The following is a 21,091-nucleotide window of genomic DNA, read 5'->3' on the forward strand; positions in this document are numbered from 1 at the left end:
TAGCAGGATATCCCTGGAAACAGGATCAATTCAGACCACCAAAGGAGAATATCTGATGAGTAAAAGATCGGTACCAAAGAAGCTGTTTCTGCTTGGCGCAATTGTCGGATGCCTGTTTTCGTTCGGTGCGTTCGCCTTTGCCGTAGACAGTGCCCCGGCCGGAGGCGAGCTCTGCAAAGAGTGTCACGCCGCGGAAGTCCAGGAGTTCTCCAGCAACGTCCACTCGAAAGCTGGGGCCTACGGCTTCGCCGGCGCCAGTTGCGAGTCCTGCCACGGCGCCAGCGCTTCCCACGCCAGCACCGGCGATATCGCCGCGATCAGCAACCCTGCCAAGATCGACGTCGAGGCCGCTTCCGCCGGCTGCCTGAACTGCCACTCCAAGGGGAAAGGGCAGATGTTCTGGCATGGCAGCATCCACGAGTCCCAGAAGCTCGCCTGCGTCGCCTGTCATAAGATCCACGGCGGCAACGATAAGCTCCTCAGCAAAAAGACCGAAACAGAGCTCTGCATTACCTGCCACCTGGACGTGCGCGCGGACATGTTCAAGCGCTCCAAGCATCCGATGCGTGACGCTTCCACCCCTTCCGGCGAGGGCAAAATGACCTGTTCCTCCTGCCACAACGTCCACGGCGCCAAAGGCGAGAAGCTGATCGACGCCAAATCTTTCAACGACAAGTGCTACGAATGTCACCAGGAGAAAAAGGCCCCGCTGCTTTGGGAGCATTCCCCGGTGAAGGAAGATTGCATGACCTGCCACACCCCCCACGGATCCTCCAACGACAAGATGCTGGTCACCAAGGTGCCGCGCCTTTGCCAGCAGTGCCATATGCAGGGACGCCACCAAAGCGGGGCCTTGGGGATGAATTCCACCTATGCGATCAACAGGGGGTGCCTGAACTGCCATTCCCAGGTCCACGGTTCCAACAACCCGTCCGGCGCGATACTGCAGCGCTAGCAACAGATCTAATCATTACTGGGAGGATAGATAATGAAGCGAAAAAGCTTTAGATATGCTGCGGTGTCCATGCTTGCGACGGCAATCGCCTGCGGCACGGCACTGGCGGAAAGTGGCAAGGCGACCATTCACGGCGAAGTGAACGCAGGTATTCAACAGACGAAACTCGACGGCGCCAACGGAAAGTTCCAGGAGTACCGCGACATCGAAGAAGGTGTGGTTCTGAACGACGTCCGCGTGAAAGTGAATGGCGCTGAAACTCCGTATTACCTGGACCTCAAGGCGAAGGACGTGTCCCAGGACGACGAGTCGTACGCCGTCAAGGGCGGGGTGCACGGCAAGTACAACTTCGGTCTTCTCTATGACAAGACCCCGCACAATTTCAGCGACGGCAAGCTGATCCTTAACCACGTCGGCGGCGGGGTCTTCCGTGTCGCCGACCCGATCCAGTCGGCGCTGCAGGCAAACGAGGTGCTGCGCTCCGGCCGTGTGGCCTCCGGCGGAATCATAAACCCGGCGGACGCCACTAATCAGGCGCTGGACGCCGGTATGGTCAACATCGTGAACAACCTGTACTCCAACTCGGCTAATCCGGTGAAGTACGGGCTGAAAAGGAACAAGACCGGTTTCAGCTTCGACTTCGCTCCGGTTGAGGACGTCAAGGTCTGGACCAAGGTGAACAGTGAGAAGCGGACCGGGACCAGGCGCATCAACCAGGGGACCTACGAGAGGTTCACCGCCAACGCCGGGACTTCCCCGGTTCCCCTGACCTCCGGCAACGTGCACCTCGTCGACTATTTCCTGGTAGCTGGGGTTGAACTCCCTGAGGTGATCGATTACCGCACCACTACCATGAGCGTCGGCGCCGGTGTCTACAAGAAAAAGTGGCTCGCGGACGCGGAGTACACCTTCACCAACTTCGAGAACAAGATCAATTCTCTGGTGTGGGACAACCCGTTCCGGCTGACCTCGGCGCAGGCCTCAGGCGCCGGTAACGCCACCGCCGCCTTGGGCGACAACGGTTTCAACCGCGGGCGCTCCGCACTGGGGCAGATCACCCTCTCCCCGGACAGCAAGTCCCACGATATAAGCCTGAACGGGTCGGTAGAGCTCCCGCTGCACAGCAGGTTCACCGGCAACGTGAGCTACGGCTGGGTCACCCAGGACGAGGCATTTGACCCCTACACCCTCAATAGCGCAATCGGCACGACTTTCCCGGGCGCGGGCGCTCCGTTCGCCTCCACCTTGGCGCTGCCGCAGGGGAGCCTGAACGGGGAAGTCGCAACTTTGTTCCAGAGCTACCAGTTGACAAGCAAGCCCACCGACTCGCTGGCTGTCACCGCCCGCTACCGCTACTATGACTACAACAACAAATCGGACAACATAACCTTCCCTGGCTACGCTGCGTTTGGCGATTCCTACTGGAGAACCGAAAGGGCCGACGTGAGCGCGAGCCTCACCGACATTCCGGTCCGCAACGAGGCGCTCTCCTTTACCCGCCAGAATGCCGAAATCTCGGTTGATTACCATGTTCTCAAGCCGCTGACGCTGATCGTGGAAGGGTTCTGGGAGGATTGGGACCGCGAGCAACTGCGCATCGACGGCACCACCGAATTTGGGGTAGGCGGCGGGTTCGTGTACCAGCCGGCCAGGAGCACCAAGCTCAAGGGCAACTACCGTTACTCGCACCGCGCGGTCGATGGCTACAAGCCGGGCAACAGCTCCGAAAGCCCCGAGGCCATCGGGCTCCAGAACTATGACTGGGCCGACAGGAACCGTCAGAAGGCGGACTTGAGGCTGCAGACGACGCCGATCCAGGCAGTCACCGTGGGACTTTCCGGGCAGTATCTCAAAGACGAGTTCGGCGGCGAGAACAGGTTCGGGCTCAAGCAAAACGACAGCGTAACCGGCGCCATCGACGTGAACTACGCCATGTCCGACAGGGTCTCGATCTATGCGAGCTACGCCAAAGACTACCGCAAGGGCTTCATGCAGTCCGCTGCCAAGGATGACGTCTTCAACGCCGTCAGCAGCCTCGACGATGCCTTCACCACCGGTGCGGCAGGTGGCAACTTCAACCCGTTCAACTACTGGAACTCCTCCATCTACGAGAAAGTCGACACGGTCGGTCTGGGCGTAAGCTTCCAGGTGATTCCCGAGAAGCTCACCCTGAACACGAACTACAACGTTTCCTACAGCAAGATGGACGTCAACACCTACAACCCGAACGGCGTCCCGACCAAGCTCAGCAACGCGACAGCCCAGGACTGGAACACCATCACCAACAAGTACCAGGAGTTGAAGGCTGATCTCGGCTACAGCTTCACCAGGAACCTCAAAGCGGGCGTCACCTACATGTACGAGCTGTTCATGCAGGACGACTTCACCCAGACTGGCGCCTACACCGCCGGCAACACCTACGAGAACAGCACCAAGTACCTCTACACCGGCGCGAACAACTTCAGCTACGACGCGCATGTGTTCGGAGCCTATGTGAACTACAAGTTCTAAAAAAAAGCACTTCCTGGGTATGTTATGGGGCGCCGGCAACGGCGCCCTTTTTTCTTTGCGCAAGCTTATTGCCGGCTCGCGCCAGCCCTACCTCTCCCTCCTCACCTAAAGCAGCCATGACGGAGGCCCGAAAGTGCGAGCATGCCGTAGCGCTTTGATTCGAAGGCGTGTATAGTTCCAAGCTGTTATCCTATCCCACCCCACGAAGGTGCACATGGATCCGATCAGAAAACCGGCTTGGCTGCAGAAGAAGATCACCCCTGTGGCCCATGCGGAGATGGAGGGGCTTCTGAAGGAGCTGCGCCTGAACACGGTCTGCCAGCAGGCGCGCTGTCCCAACATCACTGAATGCTTCGGCAAGCGACAGGCGACCTTCCTCATCCTTGGTCGTATCTGCACGCGTCTATGCTCGTTTTGTTCCGTCTCGAAGGAGGCCCCTCTTCCCGTGGAACCGGGAGAGGCTGCCTCGGTCGCTGAAGCGGTGAAGCGGCTGGGCCTCTCTCACGTCGTCATAACCAGCCCCACCCGCGACGATCTCGCCGACGGTGGCGCATCGATGTATGCGGAAACGGTCGCCAGCATCCGGAGCGTCTCTCCCGGTACCAAGGTCGAGCTGCTGATCCCCGACTTCCGCGGGGACGGGGCGGCGCTCGCCGCGGTGGTCGAGAGCGCCCCGGACATCCTGGGGCATAACCTGGAGACTGTGCCGCGGCTCTACTACATCCGCAGCGGTGCGGATTACCAGAGATCTCTTGATCTCTTGGCCCAGGCGCGCCTGCTGGCTCCTGACCTCAACACCAAATCCGGCTTGATGCTTGGTCTCGGGGAAGAGGAAACTGAACTCTTCGCCGTCTTGGAGGACCTGCTGAAGGTGGGATGCCGGTACTTGAGCCTGGGACAATATTTGGCGCCCAGCCGGATGCACCATCCGGTGCAGCGTTATGTCGAGCCGGAGCTGTTCGAGTTCTACAAGGAGAGGGCGCTGGCGATGGGGTTCGAGCACGTGGAGAGCGCCCCGTATGTGAGGAGCAGCTACCACGCCGAAAACTACCTGGAGGCCCACCCGTAAGCCCACCATAAAGCAGCAGTTGCCCTGTTATTCCAGTACCCTCCCCCGGAGGGGGGGTGGTAGGGAGGGGGCTCCAGTGCGGCCAAATAGCTCCCCCCTTGCGGGGAGGGGAGAGCGGCGTAATGTCTTGGGTACTTGCGCCAAGGATGGAAAGCTGGTGAGTCGACCCTGTAAACGAGCAGAAGCGGCATCCCCGTCCATAGCCATCTGGCTGTAATGGGGGGAATGCCGCTTCCGTTATTTGCTTCAAAGAGTGGTTTACTCCGCGAGAAGCCTCTTGATGGTATCTTCCATCGCTTTGGCAGTCTCGTCGGAAAAGCCCTGAAACTTCCCGGCCACTATCCCTTTCTTGTTGATGATGTACATCGTCGGGATGGAGCGGAGGCCGTAATCTGCCTGCATTTCCTCGCCTGCGATCGCCACCGGATAGCTGATCCTTCTTTCGCCGATGAAGGACCTCACTTCGCGGTCGCTCCCTTCATCCACGCTGACGCCCAGGATCTGCAAACCCTGCTTGCCGTACTTCTGCCTCAGCGCGTTCAGGTGCGGGATCGACTCCTTGCAGGGTATGCACCAGGTGGCGAAGAAATCCATCACCAGCACGTAACCCTTGTAGTTGTTGAGCGTGATCGGCTGCCCGGAGGTCGTCACCAACTTGATGGGAGGCGCCGCCTCCCCTTTCTGCAGTATGGCGGCTGCCGGTTGCGTGGATAGCAGCAGGCCGGCAAGAGCCAGGGGGACAACTCTTACTGCAAACTTCTGAAACGGGATCTGCATTTTCATTTAGAGCGCCTTCTTGATCAGGGCCTCCAGCTGTGCTTTGGGTATCGCGCCGACGACCTGGTCCACGACTTTACCGTCCTTCAGCAGGATGACCGTGGGGATGCCTCGCACCCCGTATTTGCCGGGCGTTGCCGGGTTGTCGTCGACGTTTACCTTGCCAACTTTTACGCGTCCTTCATACTCCGACGCTACGGTATCGATGAGCGGAGCGATTGCTTTGCAGGGGGCGCACCAGGTGGCCCAGAAGTCAACCAGCACAGGGATGTCGGACTGGAGCACTTCCTTCTCAAAGTTGTCGTCGGTAAAGGTGTGTACGTTTTCGCTGGCCATGAACCCTCTCCTTTAATAAAAAAAGTGACTCCTACTATAAATGAGCGGATGAAAAATGCAAGGGGTAACTTGGGCGCGGTATTAGAGGTGGTTAAAGGGCTTTGGCCGTCCAGTTAACCTTCTTTAGAGCGGAAAAAACAAAGCCCGGGCTCTTGCCTTTCCTGTCAGTCGTATTCAAGGTTGACAGTGACGCGGCTTAAGGCCATATTGGCGCAAATCCTGAATCGGAGAGCCAAGTTGCGCTACTACCCGATAAACATCGACCTGCATGACCAGAGCGTGGTGATCGTGGGGGGCGGAAAGGTTGCCGCCAGAAAGGCCAACCGGCTAATAGCCGCCGGCGCCCGTCTTACCGTGGTCGCGCCCATACTCGCGCCGACGCTTGCGGAGCTGGCGAAGAAGGGGGCGCTGCGGCACCTGGAAAGAGATTACCGCCACGGCGACTTGGCCGGTGCCTTGCTCGCCTTCGCCGCTACCGATAACCCGTTGTTGAACCGCGAGGTTGCAGCCGAGGCGAAGGAGCGCGGCATCCTGGTCGACGTGGTGGACGCCCCGCGTCAGAGCGCTTTCACCACCCCCGCAGTACTGGAACAGGGGGATCTGCTGATCACCGTGTCGACAGGGGGTGCCAGCCCGTCATTGTCACGGCAGATCGTCGCCATGATCGAGCCGCTTTTCGGTCCCGAATATGCCGAAGCTGTATCGCTTTTAGGTACTGCCCGTGAAAAGCTATTGACTGAAAAGGTTGTGAACGAATACAATGACCCGGTTTTTGCCGAGCTGGCAGCGCTTGATCTCCCCGCGCTGATCAAAAACGGGCAGAGAGATGTAATAGACCAGATACTCCTAAAGCTCTCCGCTACCGGGGCTCGACCTGGCCCGGATGGGGCTGATAAAAAGGAACCGTCATGAACGCCTTGCTCTTCAACTGCACCCTGGTCATCTACGCAGTCGCCACCGTCATCTACCTGGCTTACCTGGTCAAGCCCAAGCAATCACTGGGACTTGCCGGCTTCTGGCTCACTGTTGCAGGCTTCCTGGTGCATCTCGGCTTCACGCTTGACCGTTTCGTCGAAGCGGGGCACACCCCGATCACCAATCTCCACGAGTCGCTTTCCTTCTTCAGCATGGCGACCGTCGGCATCTTCATCTTGTTCGAGCGGCGCTACAAGGTATCCATCCTCGGGTCCTTCGTGATGCCGCTGGCGCTCTTGATCCTAGCCATCTCGGCGACCTTCTCGGCCGTCATCCCGCCGCTCAACCCCGCGCTCAAGAGCAAATGGCTCGCCGTCCACACCATCATGGCTTTCCTTGGGTACGCCGCCTTTGCCATCTCCTTCGGCGTCAGCGTCATGTACCTGATCCAGTCGCATTTCCTGAAGAAGCGCCGGCTCGGGCCTATGTTCCAGAAGCTGCCGCCGCTCGACATGCTGGACGACATCAGCTACCGCTGCCTTACCTTCGGGTTCCCGCTGCTCACTTTCGCCATCATCTCCGGCGCCATCTGGGCCGAAACCGCGTGGGGCACCTACTGGAGCTGGGACCCCAAGGAAACCTGGTCGCTCATCACCTGGTTCATCTACGCGGCGCTTTTGCACGGCAGGCTCACCACCGGCTGGCGCGGCAGGAAGGCTGCCATGCTTTCCATTTTCGGCTTTGTCATCATGCTCTTCACCTTCCTCGGCGTGAATCTTCTCCTGTCGGGGCTGCACAGCTACAAGTAAGGGCGAAAGAGGCGGCAACCGCTTTTCGGTTGTGAATCTCAGCAAGGGGCAGGATTGTTATGAATATTATTGTGGTTGGGCTGTCACATAAAACTGCCGCAGTTGAAATAAGGGAAAAGGTAGCCTTCGCCCCGACCCAGATGGAAAAACCGCTCCAGGCCGTGGTGGCGCTTCCGGACATCACCGAGGCGGTCATCGTCTCCACCTGCAACAGGGTCGAGATCTACGCCACCACGCGCGACGTAGCCGGTGGGATGGCAAGGATCAAGCGCTTCCTGGCGGATTACCACAACGTCCCCCTGGAGACGCTGGAGAAGCACCTCTACAGCTACCACGGCGAAGATGCCACCCGTCACGTCTTCCGGGTCGCCTCCAGCCTCGATTCCATGGTGGTGGGCGAGCCGCAGATCCTCGGACAGATCAAGACCTCCTACGGCTACGCAGCCGAGTTCAAGAGCTCCGGCATCATACTGAACCGGTTCCTGCACAAGGCCTTCTCCGTCGCCAAGAGGGTCCGCACCGAGACCAAGATCGCCTCCTCCGCCGTGTCCGTCGCTTTCGCCGCGGTCGAACTGGCCAAGAAGATCTTCGGGGAGCTCTCCGACAAGACGGTCCTTCTGATCGGGGCCGGAGAGATGTGCGAGCTTGCCGCCAAGCACTTCATCAACGTCGGCGTGCGCGGCGTCATGGTCACCAACCGCACCTACGAGCGCGCCGAGAAGCTGGCCGAAGAGTTCGACGCGAAGCCGGTCCATTTCGAGGCGTTGATGGAGACGCTTCCCAAGGCCGATATCATCCTCTCCTCCACCGGCGCTCCCCATTTCATCATCCACGAAAAGGACATGGAGGACGTGCTGCGCCGCCGCAAGCACAAGCCGATGTTCTTCATCGATATCGCTGTGCCCCGCGACATCGACCCCAAGGTCAACGACGTGGAGAACTGTTATCTCTACACCGTCGACGATCTGAACGGCGTCGTAGCCACCAACTTGGAGCAGCGCAAAATCGAGGCGGCCAAGGCCGAGGCGATCGTCGAGCAGGAGATCGGGCAGTTCTTCAAGTGGCTCTCCTCCCTCGAGGTGACCCCGACCATCGTGGCGCTCAGAACCCATTTTGATGAGATCCGCAAAGCCGAGCTATCCAAAACCATCTCCGGATGGAAGGATCTTCCCCCCGGCGCGGAGAAGAAGCTCGACGCGCTGACCAACGCCATCATGAACAAGCTGTTGCACCAGCCCACCAGCGTGCTGAAGAGGACCGACCAGGGAAACCGCAACGACCTCTACGTCGACGCGCTGAGAAACCTCTTCGACCTCGAGGTCGCGGGCGAGTCGCAGGACAACATGATGGACCTTGAAGACTAAAAAACGGGCGCCGGACCTTAGCCCCTAGTCCCTAGCCCCTCGATTCAACTAAAAGGAGAAGTACATGGCGCTGAAAGAGCTGAGAATAGGTACCCGCGCGAGCCAGCTCGCACTCTGGCAGGCAAACTGGGTCAAGTCCGAGCTGGAAAAACGCTATCCGGATATGACCGTCACCCTCGTCAAGATCAAGACCATCGGGGACAAGATCCTCGACGTGCCCCTGGCGCAGGTGGGCGGCAAGGGTCTGTTCGTGAAGGAGATCGAGGAGGCGATGCTGCGCGGCGAGATCGACATCGCGGTGCACAGCATGAAGGACGTGCCGACCGAATTCCCCGAGGGGCTGGGCCTTTACTGCATCACCGAGCGTGAAGATCCGCGCGACGCCGTGATCTCCAATGGCGTGAAGTTCGCCGATCTGCCGCAGGGCGCGCGTATCGGCACCTCGGCACTCAGGCGCCAGGCACAGCTGCTCAAGGTGCGTCCCGACCTCGAGATGGTCATCATCCGCGGCAACGTGCAGACCCGCATGGACAAGCTTAAGACCGAAGGGCTGGATGCCGTCATCCTCGCCGCAGCCGGCCTGAACCGTCTGGGCTTTGCCGACCAGATCACCGAACTGCTCCCGACCGATCTCTCCCTGCCCGCCATCGGCCAGGGCGCCCTCGGCATCGAGTGCAACCTCTCCAATCAGGATGTGAAGGACGCCATCTCCTTCTTCAACTCCCCGGACACCAGCCGCGCCGTTCGCGCCGAGCGCGCCCTCCTGTGGCGCTGCGAGGGCGGCTGCCAGGTTCCCATCGCCGCCTTCGGCGAAGTGACCGGCGACCAGCTGAAGCTGACCGGCTTCATCGCTTCCGTGGACGGCAAGGTTTCCGTCAAGGGAGTCGTTACCGGTCCCGCCGACGACTGCGAGAAGCTGGGTGTGAAGCTCGCCGAGCAGCTCCTCTCCGAAGGTGGCCACGCCATCCTCGCCGAGGTATACCAGCGTGAAGTCTCCAGGGAGAAGGAAATCCCGGTATAACCAAAACAACGGCTCTCACCACAGAGGACACAGAGGTACACAGAGGAAAATCTGAGGACAAAAGCAAAAGGCTTTTCGGGGTAACCCCAAAGTCTTTTGCTTCTCTCTGTGACCTCCGTGATCCTCGGTGACCTCTGTGGTAAAGCTTTTTGTTTCTTTTTCTTGTTTAAAGGCTAATGGATTTCCCTTTAGCCTTTTGCCTTTTGGTGTGGTGTCGCTATGAGCGCTGGTATGAAGAACGGATATGTCTATCTCATCGGTGCGGGTCCCGGGGACCCGGGGCTGATCACGGTGAAAGGACGGGACTGCCTCGCCAAGGCCCAGGTGGTGATGTACGACTACCTGGCCAATGAGGACCTGCTGCGCCTTGCCCCGAAGGGGGCGGAGCTCATCTACGCCGGCAAGGTTGGGGGCGAACACAACCGGGAGCAGAGCCAGATCAACGAACTGCTGGTACAGAAGGCGCTCTCGGGCAAGATCGTGGCGAGACTGAAGGGGGGAGATTCCTTCATCTTCGGGCGCGGCGGCGAGGAATGCGAGGCGCTGGTCGAGGCCTGCATCCCCTTCGAGATCGTCCCCGGCATCACCGCCGCAGTCGGCGCCACCAGCTATGCAGGCATTCCGCTCACCCACCGCGGGGTGACCACCTCGGTCGCCTTCGTCACCGGGCACGAGAAGAAAGGCAAAGCCAGCTCCGAGATCGACTGGGAGGGGCTGTCGCTGGGAAGCGGCACCGTCGTCTTCTACATGGGTGTCACCAACCTGCCGCACATTACCCGCAGCATGATGGAACACGGCCGCGCGCCCGAGACCCCGGTGGCGCTGATCCGCTGGGGCACCCGTCCCGAGCAGGAGGTGCTGGTCGGAACCCTGGCGGATATCGCCGAGAAGGCGAGGGCTGCCGAGTTCAAGGCGCCCGCCATCACCGTAGTCGGGGAAGTGGTCAACCTCAGGGACACGCTGCGCTGGTTCGACAACCGCCCGCTCTTCGGGCACTCGGTCCTGGTGACACGCGGTGCCGACCAGGCAGGCGAGTTCACCTCCAAGCTGGAGCAGCTTGGAGCCAGGGCCTACTGCTGCCCGACCATCGAGATCACCCCGCCGGCCGATCATTCTGCGCTCGACGAGGCGATCGAGGCGCTGGACAGCTTCAACTGGATCATCTTCACCTCGTACAACGCAGTGAAGTACTTCTTCGCCAGGCTCTCCGAGCACAACCTCGACACCCGCGCCCTCGGCCGCTGCCGCGTCTGCGCCGTCGGCCCCAAGACCGCCGCGGCGCTGGCCCATTATGGCGTCCGCGCTGACTTGATCCCTCCCGATTACAAGGCCGAGGGAGTGGTGGATGTCTTCTCCGAGATGGACATGGCTGGGCAGTGGGTGCTCTTTCCCAAGGGCGACCGCGCCCGTGAGGTGATCACCGAGGAGTTGGGGCGGCTGGGTGCGCAGGTGATCGCCCCCATCGCTTATGCCAACCACACCCCAGACGGCATCCCGGCCGAGGCCCTTGCCGCCCTTGAAGACGGGCGCGTCGACTGCGCCACCTTCACCTCTTCCTCCACCGTGCAGAACCTTGCCGCCATCTTGGGCGAGAACCGGTTCCTGCACCTGATGAAAGGGGTAAAGGTAGCCTCCATCGGCCCCATCACCTCGAAGACTTGCCGCGATCTGGGACTTGAGGTGCACATGGAGCCTGCCGAGTACACGCTCGACGCGCTGGCAGCGGAGATGATCAAGTATTTCGCCCAGGCAGGCACAGAGCATTAACCATCAAGCTTGCCCTTTAGCCATATCAGTTGGACGAAAGTCCCCTCGCCCAGCGGGAGAGGGACAGGGTGAGGGAAGGTTTCAAGGCTTAACGACAGACAAAAAGGAGAGATCAATGTTCTACCCACTGTACAGAGCGAGAAGGATCCGGGGCAAAGAAGTCTTCAGAAACATGGTCAGGGAGACCTCGCTTTCCGCCAATGACCTCATATACCCGATGTTTTCCGCCTTCGGCAAGGGGATCAAGAAAGAGATCTCCTCCATGCCCGGCATCTACCAGCAGTCCATCGAGAACATCGTCGAAGAGGCCCAGGAGGTCTACGAGCTGGGCGTTCCGGCAGTGATCCTTTTCGGTATCCCCGAGCAGAAGGACGCCATGGGTAGCGACGCCTACTCCGACACCGGGATCATCCAGGAGACCATCCGCGCCATCAAGAAGTCCGTACCCAAGCTGGCCGTCATCACCGACGTCTGCATGTGCGAGTACACCGATCACGGCCACTGCGGCGTGATCAAAAACGGCGACGTCGACAACGACGAGACCCTGGAACTGCTCGCCAAGGAAGCGCTCTCCCACGCCAAGGCGGGTGCCGATATGGTCGCCCCCTCCGACATGATGGACGGGCGCGTAGCTGCAATCCGCGAGGCGCTCGACAACAACGGCTTCAACCAGATCCCGCTGATGAGCTACGCCGTGAAGTACGCTTCCGGGTACTACGGCCCGTTCAGGGAAGCCGCCGAGTCGACGCCGCAGTTCGGCGACCGCCGCTCCTACCAGATGGATCCGGGCAACAGACTCGAAGCCATCCGCGAAGCACGCATGGACGTCGAAGAAGGCGCCGACATCCTGATGGTGAAGCCGGGTCTTCCCTACCTCGACATCGTGCGCGAGGTGAGAAACGAGTTCAATCTTCCGACCGCCGTGTACAACGTCTCCGGCGAGTACAGCATGATCAAGGCCGCAGCCAAGATGGGTTGGATCGACGAGGACCGCGTCACCATGGAGACCATGCTTTCCTTCAAGCGTGCCGGTGCCGACCTGATCCTCACTTATCACTCCAAGGAAGTAGCCAAACTGTTGAGGAAAGGGTACGAAGCCGACATCAGCGACCGCTGCGGCTGCGGCTGCAAGTAGGCCAACCTTAAAGCTCACCACAGAGGTCCAGCGGTTCACAGAGGACCCAGAGCTAAAGCAGGAAACATAAAAGGGCGCAGATACTCGTCACGAGCATCTGCGCCCTTTGTTTATTTTTCTCTGTGTTTACTATGTGTACTTGTGGCGACCGCACACGGAAAGGCAAACCGTCACGGATTCAAACAGATCAAGCTGAGTTAAGGTCTATCTGAAGTTATCCGCAGATGTTTCCGTGTTTATCCGTGTGCAACGCCTTTAAGCCCTGATCATCACCAGCAGCATCTTGAACGGCTTCACCGCCCGCAGCGAGTGAGGCTTATTCGCCGGCATGATGATGATCTCTCCCGCCGCGACGTTGTGGGCGGTCCCGTCTATATTGATCTCCGCTTCCCCGTCTAAAACCTGCACGAAAGCGTCATAGGGTGCGGTGTGCTCGCTCAACCCCTCCCCCGCATCAAAGGCGAACGCAGTGATAGTTCCCACCGGTTTGTCTATGACCGTCCTGCTCACCACCGCACCATCCTGATAGCCAGCCAGGTTCACCAGATTCAGCTTCTCCCCAAGTGCCACGCCTTTTTTCTCAGCCATATCCATTCTCCTTTCACGCAGGTTGATTTCTTGATAGGAACTGTAACCCGATCAGACAGTGATGCAATTGATGCAGGTCAATCTAATGGTAAAATTCTGCGCATGCCCAAACCCTTCCGCTACCTCGAACCCACCTTCTTCGCCGGTCTCTTCGACGACCCGCTACTGCTGGTTCGCGTGCGACCGACCGGCCGCGCACTGCTATTCGACTGCGGCAAGATGCACCATCTGGCCAAGAGAGTCTACACCTCCATCGACGCGATATTCATCAGCCACGCCCACATGGATCACTTCATGGGGATGGACAGCGTGATCCGTCACAGCCACGCCTCTCCCCGCACCATAGACGTCTTCGGCCCCCCAGCACTCGCTGACCGGATGGGGCACAAGTTCTCCTGCTACGATTGGAACCTGGCCGATACCTTTTGGGGAAACTTCAGGGTAGCCGAGATAAACGACGCTGGCCGTATTGTCAGCACGCTTTTCAGCGGCCCCGAAGGATTCGCGGCAAGCAGGGAAGGGGAGCGCTCCGGCGTCCTTTACAGCAACAGGCACCTCACCGTCACCAGCGCGCAGTGCGAGCACAGGATTCCGGTCGTCGCCTACAAGGTGGAAGAAGGGGCCGCCTTCGTCATCGACGACGAACGGATGGCCGCAGCAGGAGTCAGAAAAGGTGTATGGCTGAAGGAGATGGAGAAGCTCTTTCACGACGGCTTGATGGAGGGGAACCCCGTACGCTATCTCTGTAGCAGCGGCGAAAGGGTTGAGGAGCGGGTGGAGACCAATGCCGCGGCACTGTACCAGCGGATCCGGAAATTCGAGGAGCCGGCCAGCATCGGCTATGTCACCGACATCGGGTATTCAGAGGAGAACATGGCGAGCCTGGAAGGCTTGGTTAAGGGAGTGACGCTACTTGTGTGCGAATGCGCTTTCCTTGCCTCCGAGCAAGCAAAGGCGCGGCTCTCGCGGCACATGAGCACGACCGATTTCAACATGATGCTGGACCGGCTGCGCCCGAAGTACGTGTTGCCGATGCACTTCTCCAAGACTTACCAGCGGGGGAGCGAGCCCCTGTACCAGGAGATAGAACCGCCGCCCGGAGTGACAGTATTGAAAATCCCCGACCGCCTCACCCCCCGCCCGATCATGGAAAGTGAAGTGCCAAGGCCCGTGGAACTAAAAAGCTGACTGCAAAGCCGCAAAGAGGCAATGAGAGTACAAACATTTTTGCTCTCACTGTCAGATTTTCTCCGTGGCAAACGGTTTGGTTTTTGTGCTACAAAAGCCCCTATGAAAAAGACCAGCTTCAATAGCGACGCCCCGGTAGTCTACTCCTCCGAATTCGGCCGTATGTGCCCCGGTTGCGGCAAGCCGCTCAAGGATTGCGTCTGCCGCAAGAACGCCTCAGGCCCCGCAGGCGACGGCGTGGTGCGTCTCCGGCGCGAAACAAAAGGGAGAGGCGGCAAGACAGTCATCGTCATTACCGGCCTCCCCCTCGATGCAGATAAGCTCAGCGCCCTTGCTGGAGAGCTGAAGCGCCGCTGCGGTTGCGGCGGTACGGCCAAGGACGGCGTAATCGAGATCCAGGGCGACCACGCCGACGTCCTTCTCGCCGAACTCGCCAAGCGCGGCTACAAAGCCAAGCGCGCCGGCGGGTAGAATCAGGCTACTCCACCAGGAACGTCTTTTTCTCCAGTTGCACCTTGTCGCCGGGGCGCAGTTTCCTGCCGCGGCGCAGTTCCACCTCGCCGTTTACCGACACCATCCCCTCAGAGATGATGATCTTCGCTTCGCCGCCTGAACTGACAGCGTCCACGGCTTTCAGAAAGCTGTCCAGTTTGATGAATTCCGTATCTATCTTCACTAAATCCTCCATTCTCGATAGCTGCCGCCTATATGGCGCGGTTGAACTTATCACAGATTTCTGCTAAAAAGGGACATTTCGTAAAGGAGAATCCTGCATGTACACCACCAATGATTTCAAGAAGGGTCTCGTCATCCAGCTGGATGGCGCCCCCTGCGTGCTAGTAGACGTCAGCTTCCAGTCCCCGTCCGCCCGCGGCGCCAACACGATGGTCAAGACCAAGTACCGCAACCTGATCACCTCCCAGGTGCTGGAGAAGACCTTCCGTTCCGGCGACAAGGTAGACGAAGCCGACTTCGAGCGCCACAAGGGGCAGTTTCTCTACGCCGACGGCGGCCGCGGCATCTTCATGGACCTGGAGACCTACGAGCAGTTCGAGATGGAAGAGGACAACTTCGAGGCCATCGCACCTTTCCTGCTGGACGGCACCGAAGTACAGCTCGGCATTTTCCAGGAGCGCATGGTCAACGTAGATCTCCCCATGACCGTCGAACTGGTAGTCACCGAGACCGCCCCCGCGATGAAAAACGCCACCGCCACCGCCCAGACCAAGGAAGCCGTACTCGAGACCGGCCTGCGTCTGCAGGTGCCGCCGTACCTCGAAGCCGGAGAGAAGATCAAAGTAGACACCCGCGACGCACGTTTCATATCCCGCGCCTAGTTAGGAATAAGAAGCAAAGTATGCCTACTACCCGGATACCTTGCCCCCTTAGTCGTAACCGGTGGCAAAACGTTCCCTCGCCCAGCGGGAGAGGGACAGGGTGAGGGCAGGACTTCAGGTTTCCTGGACAGTCAGAAAAATTAAAAAAAGAGGTTGACTCGTCCGGATTATTCAAGTATAAAGTTGGTCTCTTGCCCAGATAGCTCAGTCGGTAGAGCAGAGGATTGAAAATCCTCGTGTCGGCGGTTCGATTCCGTCTCTGGGCACCACCAAAAAATCCGGCATTGTCCGATGATGTAGAAAAGCCCCTTAACCACAGGGGCTTTTTTATTTCCTATTGTCCAGCGTTCTCCTCTTAGCTATACTCCAATCCAGTCTTTTTAAGTATAGGTATACTCATAACGTATACCCAAACTGGATCAGGTATACTCATAGGAGGACAGATGCCTAAAAAAATCACCCCTCTTACCGAACTCCAAGTCAGAAAATCAAAGGCCGCATCAAAACAATTTACCCTGTTTGATGGTGGTGGCCTTTTCCTCCTGGTCACTCCTAGTGGTGGAAAGCTGTGGCGGTTCAAATACCGGCATGCCGGGAAAGAGAACATGCTTTCCTTTGGGAGCTATCCTGAAGTCTCGCTTGCCGACGCTAGAGATTCTAGAACAGAAGCCAAAAGACTCTTGTTGCAAGGGATTGACCCCAGCCAGAGTCGAAAAAACACCAAGGCTCTCCAGAAAGAAGTTGCGAAAAATACTCTGGAAGCCGTAACCCGTGAATGGCACCTAAAGTTTTCCTCCGCAGGCAAGTGGTCAGAAGGGCATGCGACGGACATCCTTCACCGCTTTGAAAAGGATATTTTCCCTCCCTTAGGAGCACGCCCCATATCCGAGATAAAACCTGTTGATCTACTGAAGGTGCTGGAGCGTGTTGCCAGCAGAGGAGCCCTGGATACCGCCCACAGGCTTAAGCACCATTGCGGGATGGTTTTCCGGTATGCGGTGGTTACCGAGAGGGCAGAGCGGGACATCGCTGCAGATTTGCGAGGTGCGTTGCCGTCCGTCAAGAATGGGCATCATGCGGCTTTGACGACACCAAAAACCTTAGCACCACTCTTGGTGGCGGTCGATGAATATGAAGGAAGCTTCCCGGTGAAGTGCGCCCTTCAACTCCTACCGATGTTCTTTTGCAGGCCCGGCGAACTACGGGCTGCTGAGTGGGCAGAGTTCGACCTGGAGAATGCAGTATGGGAGATTCCCGCCGGACGAATGAAGATGAAACAACCGCACATAGTCCCGCTATCCCATCAAGCGATTGAGGTTTTAAAGGCATTACAGCCCTTGACGGGGGGCGGGAGGTATCTCTTCCCCAGCACCCGCTCAGTGTTACGTTGTATAAGCGACAACACCCTAAATGCTGCTTTGCGCAGGTTGGGGTTTACGAAAGAAGAGGCGACAGCGCACGGGTTCAGAGCCTCGGCAAGGACGATTTTAGATGAGGTGCTTAAATTCCGGCCCGAGTATATCGAGCATCAACTTAGTCACACTGTGAGGGATGCATTGGGAACTGCCTACAATAGGACTACTCACCTTGAGGCACGCCGGGACATGATGCAGAGATGGGCTGATTTCTTAGATGACATCAAAAAGCTCGCGAAGCCGACTCCGATTTCAGAAGTTGCATGATATTTGACTACCAACTTAATTTATGGTGTGTTTTTTTCGTTGACAGTCCAGAACGGTTGATGTAGAACCAGAAAAAATCAATAAAGCTTGCGACTCATAGAGCCCCAAGCGCTACAGGGATGTAATTTTTACACCCTTGTTGCGTCTTGGGGCTTTTTCTTTGTCTCAAGGCTAACCATCGGAGGTGGACAATGAATAAGCTACTTCGTATCAAACAAGTGCTGGAAATAGTGCCCGTATCGAAATCTACTCTATGGGCATGGGTAAAAGATGGAAAGTTCCCAGAGCCGGTGAGACTTTCCGCTAGGTGTACGGTTTGGCGATCTGAGGATGTCCATCAATTTGCGCAAAATATTAGGTAGGCTGCCTTTATTCTTCTTCTAGTATCCGTGGGCGGCTAGATACGTTGGCGCGGATACAAAGACAAGCCATTACCAAGAAATCCGGCATAGTGGCACCGTGGGGCTAATTTCAGAGCGGGCCGGAGGCGGACTTGCAGTCCGTGATAGTCTGAGAGAACCAGGATCACTGCAAGGGGTATTCTGGCCTCAAGTGAGAACATCACTTTCGAGAGGAAAAGGCCTTCCACCCATTCGTAAATGGGGTAGGGGGGCTTTTGTTCCTAAGTGAGTTTAGGGTGTAAGGTTTTGGGGTTTGAAGTAAGAAGTTTGGTTTGTTCACGAGGCCCTTTAGGGCCGAGATAGGTTTTGGTTTGTTGCTTTTAGGGAGAGGGGCGCGGGGAGAGGGGGAGAGCCAACTGCCACTCTGACAGTTGGCTAGTGTCGAAAACTGCATCGTTGCAGTTTCTGCAATCACCATTGACGCATCCCATGATGGAGCCAACTGCCAGTTTGTCATCTTCAAGTAGAAACGGTTTTATTGTTTGCTTCATCTGATCCCAATTTTGTAGTGTTCGAAACTAGTACCGAACCGCACCTCCACGTTTTGCCCTGATAACCCAATCTAAACTATTCCCCAAATCTTAACATCCTCAAAAATCCGTAAATTCATAAAAATACAATGATTTCAGATACTTGAAGGGTTTTTCCTTTGACCTCTTGTTTTCTAAAAGTTAGAATATACGCGTATTTATCCCACTTCTTAACATTCACAGGGAGGTATTTCATGGGAGAAAACAGGAACCATCCAGCCAAAGGAGAAACGATCAGAGTCGATCCCATTCGAGAAGAAAAAGACATCAGGAATATCAAGAAGCTCCTTTCCGACAAACCAAGGGACTTGGCAATCTTCACTTTGGGGATCAACACTAACCTACGAGCATCTGATCTCCTGAAGATCACAGTAGGCCAAGTCCGTCACCTGAAGGTGGGAGAGCATTTTACGATTAAGGAGAAGAAGACTGGGAAGGAGAGGATCATAACGCTAAACAAGACTGTGCACCACGCTATCGCTAATCTATTGACGACCATGCCCGACGCAACAGATGACTCCCCTCTCTTCAGGTCTAGGAAAGGAGGCAAGCCGCTTTGTGTTCCTTATCTCAGCGGGTTGACGAAAAAATGGTGTCGGTCCATCAATCTGCGTGGGAACTATGGGAGTCATACCCTTCGGAAAACTTTCGGTTACATCCATCGCACGGTATTCAGTACGAGCGTCCCTGTGTTGATGGAGATGTTCAACCACTCAAGTCAGAAGCAGACTCTTGCATACTTGGGAATACAAGAGGCTGACATCAAGGACGCTTACTTAAAAGAGATATGAGGGCATTTGACATTAATGTCACACGACCGGGATCTCGGCTGGAGAGGGCTGTCTCCTACATAAACGAAATCATCAGAGAGACAAAGACAGAGACATCTGTCTAAGCACAAAAAAATACAGAAACTGCATATTTTTGGGTTTTGCATAGCCTGTCATAGATACAGATCCTAAAAAACATCTTGTTAAGACGGAGGTGGTATGACGCAACTATCCCTGTTGGAAATTCCCCCTACACAGAAATCAATGCTTGAATTGCTCATGGATGAACACGTCCCATACGAGGCTGTTGAGGCAATGCTGGAAACTTTCCTCGAAGATGAACTGGCAGAGTTTGAGCTGCTGGATGTGAAGGCTGACAACGAGACCAGCATCTCTGCAAAATGGAAATACAGTTCAGGACTTCAAAAGAGCATAAGGCGAGGTTTCGTCGAGGATTCAGTCAAATGCGCCTTGACCTACCACGCCATTGATCCTGCCAGCTTTTGGAAACGACTAGTCATAATAGCGTTTGAGGATGTCGGAGTTGGCGACGTGTGGGCGGTCGCAATGACGTTAGCCGTTGCGAGAAGCAGCGTTTGGAGGAAGAGGGCCGGTGGGGACTTGATCGTTATCCGGTACATCGTTAAGAGACTAGCAGAATCGGTCAAGGACAGGACGGTTGCCGATCTTTGTCAGGTTCTTGAGAACCGGTCTTTATCACCCTCATCCCTTACGCTTCTTAAGTCCAATTCCCCTAAAGGTCTCTCTGACATGGTCTTGTCGGACACCGTAATTAATACCCGCATAGCTGCAATATGGCTACTGTGGGGTACCGACAAGATGAAGAATCCACGGCTCCCACTCCGGGGTGGATCAAGAGACTGGTTCGACCTTACTGTTGAGAACATGAGAATGCCAGGCTTGGTGAAGTACATCACTCTACGGGGGATGGTCGCATGCCGGGGATGCGCAATGAATATCTGCTACTCCTTCGTATGGGAGCTGCTGGAGAGGTCACCATATAGGCAGGTTAGAGAGACGAAAGTTCTTCCGCCGTTTTATATCAGTGGTGTCCTTGAAGAGGCTTGGGATCAGCACACCAGAGAGGGCAAAGCTGCTTACCTGAAATTTTACCAAGCCTGCACCCCTGTCAGTAACTTCCTCACAACTATGCGTATGGTCGGGAATGAAGAGATCATTGGTGCCATCGGAATCAGCCTTTTTATTTCAGAGTCGGCAATCTTGGATAGAAGGATTGACTTTGAAGGAGCCGATCGGGTTTACAGGATGACGGTCGAGGATGATTACCAAAAAAAGTGCCTGCGATTGGAAGATGGGGTGGAGCTTTCAAGGCTGATTCTGAAGCACAAACCTATTCTCAGGGAAGCACGACAAAATGTGGTGGAGCGGTCCCGTCTGAAGCGGGACTAGCCATTCGGTAGGCCGGGCACAGGTAAAGCACTCGTTAACTCTATTTGTGGCAACCGCTCAATATCAAACAAGTTTGTTGCAGGAAATCATCACTTTCAAGGCTATTTTAAGGAGAGATAATGACAACTGAAGTGATTAATATCAAAGATGCTCCTGCTGGCTGGAGAGAAAATCCAGCTTACGTCTACATTGGTCGCTCAGGCCGGGGGATGTCGTCTTTGTTCGGGAATCCGGTCAGGTTTGGCTATAAATGTCCAACCTGCAAGCAGTTGCATCCATACAATGACGAAGGGCGATGGGAGATGTGCTACCGTCTTTATCTTGAGAAGAGGCTGTTCGCAGACCGGCAGTTCAAAGAATTGGTCAAAAGGCTGCGAGGGAAGACCCTTGTTTGTTTTTGCAAGCCCAATCCTTGCCACGGAGACATATTGGCGGAATATGCAGAAAAGCTACCATAGCGCAAACACGCTATTTTTGTTTTAATGCTGGTCTCGCCATCCCTCAA

Annotated in this window: 21 protein-coding genes and 1 tRNA gene; 18 read left to right on the top strand and 4 right to left on the bottom strand. The window is 56.7% G+C overall.

All coding sequences use genetic code 11. The annotated features are described in order from the left end of the window. Positions 1–55 precede the first annotated feature (55 nt). From GEOBRER4_RS01985 to lipA, 3 genes are all read left to right on the top strand, one after another. Entirely contained in the window at positions 56–955 is a 900-nt protein-coding gene (locus GEOBRER4_RS01985) for a DmsE family decaheme c-type cytochrome (protein WP_185244015.1), read from the top strand. Positions 956–988: 33 nt separating this feature from the next. Continuing rightward, positions 989–3,466, top strand: a complete 2,478-nt coding sequence (locus tag GEOBRER4_RS01990) for an MtrB/PioB family decaheme-associated outer membrane protein (RefSeq protein ID WP_185244016.1) — start codon at positions 989–991, stop codon at positions 3,464–3,466. 214 nt (positions 3,467–3,680) lie between these two features. Continuing rightward, positions 3,681–4,535, top strand: coding sequence for a lipoyl synthase (gene lipA, locus GEOBRER4_RS01995; protein WP_185244017.1), 855 nt, complete (start codon positions 3,681–3,683; stop codon positions 4,533–4,535). 258 nt (positions 4,536–4,793) lie between these two features. Here lipA and GEOBRER4_RS02000 read toward each other — a convergent pair whose 3' ends face one another. After that, the gene (locus tag GEOBRER4_RS02000) at positions 4,794–5,318 is read right to left on the bottom strand and encodes a TlpA disulfide reductase family protein (RefSeq protein WP_185244018.1); all 525 of its coding nucleotides are present in this window, start codon (positions 5,316–5,318) and stop codon (positions 4,794–4,796) included. Continuing rightward, on the bottom strand, positions 5,319–5,648 hold the full coding sequence (gene trxA / locus GEOBRER4_RS02005; protein ID WP_085814088.1) for a thioredoxin: 330 nt from the start codon (positions 5,646–5,648) through the stop codon (positions 5,319–5,321). Between the two features lie 237 nt (positions 5,649–5,885). Here trxA and GEOBRER4_RS02010 point away from each other — a divergent pair, with 237 nt between their 5' ends. From GEOBRER4_RS02010 to hemB, 6 genes are all read left to right on the top strand, one after another. Beyond that, the gene (locus GEOBRER4_RS02010) at positions 5,886–6,560 is read left to right on the top strand and encodes a precorrin-2 dehydrogenase/sirohydrochlorin ferrochelatase family protein (protein WP_185244019.1); all 675 of its coding nucleotides are present in this window, start codon (positions 5,886–5,888) and stop codon (positions 6,558–6,560) included. Beyond that, entirely contained in the window at positions 6,557–7,372 is an 816-nt protein-coding gene (ccsB, locus tag GEOBRER4_RS02015; RefSeq protein ID WP_085814087.1) for a c-type cytochrome biogenesis protein CcsB, read from the top strand. The genes GEOBRER4_RS02010 and ccsB overlap by 4 nt, the downstream gene beginning before the upstream one ends. A gap of 59 nt (positions 7,373–7,431) precedes the next feature. After that, the gene (gene hemA, locus GEOBRER4_RS02020) at positions 7,432–8,736 is read left to right on the top strand and encodes a glutamyl-tRNA reductase (RefSeq protein ID WP_185244020.1); all 1,305 of its coding nucleotides are present in this window, start codon (positions 7,432–7,434) and stop codon (positions 8,734–8,736) included. Positions 8,737–8,800: 64 nt separating this feature from the next. After that, positions 8,801–9,757 carry a hydroxymethylbilane synthase gene (gene hemC / locus GEOBRER4_RS02025; protein WP_085814085.1) on the top strand — a complete coding sequence of 319 codons (957 nt, stop codon included), beginning with the start codon at positions 8,801–8,803 and terminating at the stop codon, positions 9,755–9,757. Between the two features lie 231 nt (positions 9,758–9,988). Further along, entirely contained in the window at positions 9,989–11,524 is a 1,536-nt protein-coding gene (gene cobA / locus GEOBRER4_RS02030; RefSeq protein WP_185244021.1) for a uroporphyrinogen-III C-methyltransferase, read from the top strand. A gap of 115 nt (positions 11,525–11,639) precedes the next feature. Continuing rightward, complete coding sequence (hemB, locus tag GEOBRER4_RS02035; RefSeq protein WP_185244022.1) at positions 11,640–12,659, top strand: porphobilinogen synthase; 1,020 nt, start codon at positions 11,640–11,642, stop codon at positions 12,657–12,659. A 255-nt stretch (positions 12,660–12,914) separates the two neighbouring features. Here hemB and GEOBRER4_RS02040 read toward each other — a convergent pair whose 3' ends face one another. Further along, a complete protein-coding gene (locus GEOBRER4_RS02040) occupies positions 12,915–13,247 on the bottom strand; it encodes a cupin domain-containing protein (RefSeq protein WP_012528848.1) in 333 nt (110 codons plus the stop codon). A gap of 102 nt (positions 13,248–13,349) precedes the next feature. On the opposite strand from GEOBRER4_RS02040, the gene GEOBRER4_RS02045 reads away from it, so the two are divergent. Further along, on the top strand, positions 13,350–14,435 hold the full coding sequence (locus tag GEOBRER4_RS02045) for a ribonuclease Z (RefSeq protein WP_185244023.1): 1,086 nt from the start codon (positions 13,350–13,352) through the stop codon (positions 14,433–14,435). Between the two features lie 102 nt (positions 14,436–14,537). Further along, positions 14,538–14,906 carry a translation initiation factor Sui1 gene (locus tag GEOBRER4_RS02050; RefSeq protein WP_185244024.1) on the top strand — a complete coding sequence of 123 codons (369 nt, stop codon included), beginning with the start codon at positions 14,538–14,540 and terminating at the stop codon, positions 14,904–14,906. A 7-nt stretch (positions 14,907–14,913) separates the two neighbouring features. Here GEOBRER4_RS02050 and yaaA read toward each other — a convergent pair whose 3' ends face one another. Further along, positions 14,914–15,111, bottom strand: coding sequence for a S4 domain-containing protein YaaA (yaaA, locus tag GEOBRER4_RS02055; protein WP_185244025.1), 198 nt, complete (start codon positions 15,109–15,111; stop codon positions 14,914–14,916). Positions 15,112–15,208: 97 nt separating this feature from the next. Here yaaA and GEOBRER4_RS02060 point away from each other — a divergent pair, with 97 nt between their 5' ends. The 7 genes from GEOBRER4_RS02060 (at position 15,209) to GEOBRER4_RS02090 (ending at position 21,044) form a co-directional block, all read left to right on the top strand. Then, entirely contained in the window at positions 15,209–15,772 is a 564-nt protein-coding gene (locus tag GEOBRER4_RS02060) for an elongation factor P (protein ID WP_085814078.1), read from the top strand. A 193-nt stretch (positions 15,773–15,965) separates the two neighbouring features. Next, positions 15,966–16,041 (top strand) — tRNA-Phe (locus tag GEOBRER4_RS02065). 174 nt (positions 16,042–16,215) lie between these two features. Then, positions 16,216–17,454, top strand: a complete 1,239-nt coding sequence (locus GEOBRER4_RS02070; RefSeq protein WP_185244026.1) for a tyrosine-type recombinase/integrase — start codon at positions 16,216–16,218, stop codon at positions 17,452–17,454. Positions 17,455–17,645: 191 nt separating this feature from the next. Next, positions 17,646–17,816 carry a helix-turn-helix transcriptional regulator gene (locus tag GEOBRER4_RS02075; protein ID WP_185244027.1) on the top strand — a complete coding sequence of 57 codons (171 nt, stop codon included), beginning with the start codon at positions 17,646–17,648 and terminating at the stop codon, positions 17,814–17,816. A 763-nt stretch (positions 17,817–18,579) separates the two neighbouring features. Beyond that, positions 18,580–19,176 (top strand): tyrosine-type recombinase/integrase, encoded by a 597-nt coding sequence (locus tag GEOBRER4_RS02080; RefSeq protein WP_185244028.1) that lies wholly within the window; start codon positions 18,580–18,582, stop codon positions 19,174–19,176. 198 nt (positions 19,177–19,374) lie between these two features. After that, a complete protein-coding gene (locus tag GEOBRER4_RS02085; RefSeq protein WP_185244029.1) occupies positions 19,375–20,586 on the top strand; it encodes a hypothetical protein in 1,212 nt (403 codons plus the stop codon). A gap of 119 nt (positions 20,587–20,705) precedes the next feature. Further along, positions 20,706–21,044 (top strand): DUF4326 domain-containing protein, encoded by a 339-nt coding sequence (locus GEOBRER4_RS02090; RefSeq protein WP_185244030.1) that lies wholly within the window; start codon positions 20,706–20,708, stop codon positions 21,042–21,044. Positions 21,045–21,091: the final 47 nt, after the last annotated feature.

Origin of the sequence: Citrifermentans bremense (assembly GCF_014218275.1) — a bacterium.
Taxonomy (GTDB): domain Bacteria; phylum Desulfobacterota; class Desulfuromonadia; order Geobacterales; family Geobacteraceae; genus Geomonas; species Geomonas pelophila.

Coding starts and splice junctions, on each gene's coding strand:
- hemB (WP_185244022.1), top strand. CDS start 11,640: ATGTTCTACCCACTGTACAGAGCGAGAAGGATCCGGGGCAAAGAAGTC.
- hemA (WP_185244020.1), top strand. CDS start 7,432: ATGAATATTATTGTGGTTGGGCTGTCACATAAAACTGCCGCAGTTGAA.
- GEOBRER4_RS02090 (WP_185244030.1), top strand. CDS start 20,706: ATGACAACTGAAGTGATTAATATCAAAGATGCTCCTGCTGGCTGGAGA.
- trxA (WP_085814088.1), bottom strand. CDS start 5,648: ATGGCCAGCGAAAACGTACACACCTTTACCGACGACAACTTTGAGAAG.
- cobA (WP_185244021.1), top strand. CDS start 9,989: ATGAAGAACGGATATGTCTATCTCATCGGTGCGGGTCCCGGGGACCCG.
- lipA (WP_185244017.1), top strand. CDS start 3,681: ATGGATCCGATCAGAAAACCGGCTTGGCTGCAGAAGAAGATCACCCCT.
- GEOBRER4_RS02045 (WP_185244023.1), top strand. CDS start 13,350: ATGCCCAAACCCTTCCGCTACCTCGAACCCACCTTCTTCGCCGGTCTC.
- GEOBRER4_RS02000 (WP_185244018.1), bottom strand. CDS start 5,318: ATGAAAATGCAGATCCCGTTTCAGAAGTTTGCAGTAAGAGTTGTCCCC.
- GEOBRER4_RS02040 (WP_012528848.1), bottom strand. CDS start 13,247: ATGGCTGAGAAAAAAGGCGTGGCACTTGGGGAGAAGCTGAATCTGGTG.
- GEOBRER4_RS02080 (WP_185244028.1), top strand. CDS start 18,580: ATGGGAGAAAACAGGAACCATCCAGCCAAAGGAGAAACGATCAGAGTC.
- GEOBRER4_RS02060 (WP_085814078.1), top strand. CDS start 15,209: ATGTACACCACCAATGATTTCAAGAAGGGTCTCGTCATCCAGCTGGAT.
- GEOBRER4_RS02050 (WP_185244024.1), top strand. CDS start 14,538: ATGAAAAAGACCAGCTTCAATAGCGACGCCCCGGTAGTCTACTCCTCC.
- GEOBRER4_RS02075 (WP_185244027.1), top strand. CDS start 17,646: ATGAATAAGCTACTTCGTATCAAACAAGTGCTGGAAATAGTGCCCGTA.
- GEOBRER4_RS01985 (WP_185244015.1), top strand. CDS start 56: ATGAGTAAAAGATCGGTACCAAAGAAGCTGTTTCTGCTTGGCGCAATT.
- ccsB (WP_085814087.1), top strand. CDS start 6,557: ATGAACGCCTTGCTCTTCAACTGCACCCTGGTCATCTACGCAGTCGCC.
- GEOBRER4_RS02085 (WP_185244029.1), top strand. CDS start 19,375: ATGACGCAACTATCCCTGTTGGAAATTCCCCCTACACAGAAATCAATG.
- GEOBRER4_RS02070 (WP_185244026.1), top strand. CDS start 16,216: ATGCCTAAAAAAATCACCCCTCTTACCGAACTCCAAGTCAGAAAATCA.
- hemC (WP_085814085.1), top strand. CDS start 8,801: ATGGCGCTGAAAGAGCTGAGAATAGGTACCCGCGCGAGCCAGCTCGCA.
- GEOBRER4_RS01990 (WP_185244016.1), top strand. CDS start 989: ATGAAGCGAAAAAGCTTTAGATATGCTGCGGTGTCCATGCTTGCGACG.